Source organism: Streptomyces phytophilus, assembly GCF_013870535.1.
GTDB lineage: Bacteria > Actinomycetota > Actinomycetes > Streptomycetales > Streptomycetaceae > Streptomyces > Streptomyces phytophilus.
This window is the reverse complement of the sequence record NZ_JACBXC010001290.1, coordinates 1-1,672: the sequence shown is the minus strand read 5'-3', so window position 1 is coordinate 1,672 and position 1,672 is coordinate 1. Positions and strand designations below refer to the sequence as shown.

General features: G+C 75.2%; 2 protein-coding genes. One reads left to right on the top strand and one right to left on the bottom strand.

What is annotated here, in order from left to right; genetic code table 11:
* Positions 1-178: 178 nt before the first annotated feature.
* Positions 179-790 carry a Repetin gene (locus H5J30_RS31680; protein ID WP_181791026.1) on the bottom strand — a complete coding sequence of 204 codons (612 nt, stop codon included), beginning with the start codon at positions 788-790 and terminating at the stop codon, positions 179-181.
* A gap of 289 nt (positions 791-1,079) precedes the next feature.
* On the opposite strand from H5J30_RS31680, the gene H5J30_RS31675 reads away from it, so the two are divergent.
* A partial coding sequence (locus H5J30_RS31675; protein ID WP_181791024.1) for a TerD family protein occupies positions 1,080-1,672 on the top strand: 593 nt, incomplete at its 3' end.

The window sequence follows — 1,672 nt, the reverse complement described above, 5'->3', positions numbered from 1 at the left end:
GGCTACCGGCCCGGCGGCACCCGCCTGTACGTCTCCCTGCCCGCGCCCGCGACACCGCCCGCGACACCGCCCGCCTGACCCGGGCCCGGCCGGGCGGCTCACCTCCCCCCCCACGCTTGGCGGGAGCCGCCCGCGCCGCCGTCGCCCGCCGCCGCCCGCTGTCGTCGGCGGCGGCTGGTCAGAGCTCCGGCTGCCAGGGCAGGACCCGGAAGTCGCCGGTGCCGCGCTTGACCTTCTCGAACGGTGCCGAACTCACGCACGGCGCCAGGTCCTTGTCCTCCACCGGGCTGCCGGTGGCCGCCCAGCTGTAGCCGAGGCGGTCGTTGCGGCCCTGGTCGTGGACGGTGACGCCGACGCGCAGACCCTTCGCCCCCGGCAGGTCGGTGTCGGTGATGACGCCGGAGACGACGGCCACCTTGCCGCCCGTGACGAGGCAGTCGACGTCGGCCTCCGCCCAGGCGCCCTCACCGTTCAGGTAGTGGCTGAAGCGGAAGGTGCCGGTCGCCTGGAGGGGGTCGTCGTTGTGCTTCGCGGCGAGGCGGGCGTCGAAGGAGAAGGTGATGTCGTCGCCGAGCGAGCGGGTCAGCTTCGCGGTGCCCGCCAGGGAGGCGGCGGGCCGCTGCCCGCGGTCGGCGCTTGCGACGGGCTTGCCGCCTGCGGCGCTCTCAGCACTTTCGGAGCTCTCGGTGCCGCCGTCACCGGCCGCGGCGGCGGTACCGGCCGTGGCCGTGGCGAGCAGTGCGGCGGTGAGGGCGACGGCACGGAGGCGGTTGCTGCGTACGTAGCGCAAGGGATCTGCTCCTCAAGGGCTGTTGCCCGGACGATCCGGGTGCCAGCAGCGTCGCCCGCGGCGGGCACGCGCCGCGTCAGCCCGCGGCGGCAAGCGGCATACCTCCCCGGTCTGCCGCACCACCCTGCCCGGCTACCTCCCCGGCATGACACGCTGTACCTGACCAGGGCAGCTCCCCACCGCCGGCCGCGGAACCCCGCCGTGGCGTCGGGAGTTCCCCACGGAACCAGGATGCGCCGGGGCCGCCGCCGCAGCCGCCGTACGACCGCAACGGAGAGGGGCCGTCTCCATGCCCACCGGACCGCTCGCCAAAGGCGCCAACCTGCCCGTCGACGCCCCCGCGGTACGCGCCGAACTCTCCTGGTCCGAAGGCCCCGCCGTACCCGACGTCGACGCCTCCGCGCTGCTGCTCACCGCCGCCGGCCGGGTCCGCGACGACGGCGACTTCGTCTTCTACAACCAGCCGCAGCACACCTCCCAGGCGGTCACCCACCTCGGCAAACAGCAGGCGGGCGGCCGCTACACCGACGCCGTCGAGGTCCTGCTGACGTCCCTGGGAGCGGACATCGAACGGGTCGTCCTGTGCGCCTCCGCCGACGACGGCACCTTCGGCCAGGTACCCGGGCTGTCGCTGCGGCTCCTGGACGCCGGAACGGGCGCCGAACTGGCCCGCTTCGACATGGAGGCGACGACGGAGACGGCGTTCGTCGGCGGCGAACTGTACCTGCGGGGCGGCCGCTGGAAGTTCCGCGCCGTCGGCCAGGGCTACGCCTCCGGCCTCGCCGGCCTGGCCACCGACTTCGGCATCACGGTCGACGACACCCCTCCGCCCCCTCCCTCCCCCACCCCGCCCCCACCCACCGCCACCCCCGCCCCACCCCC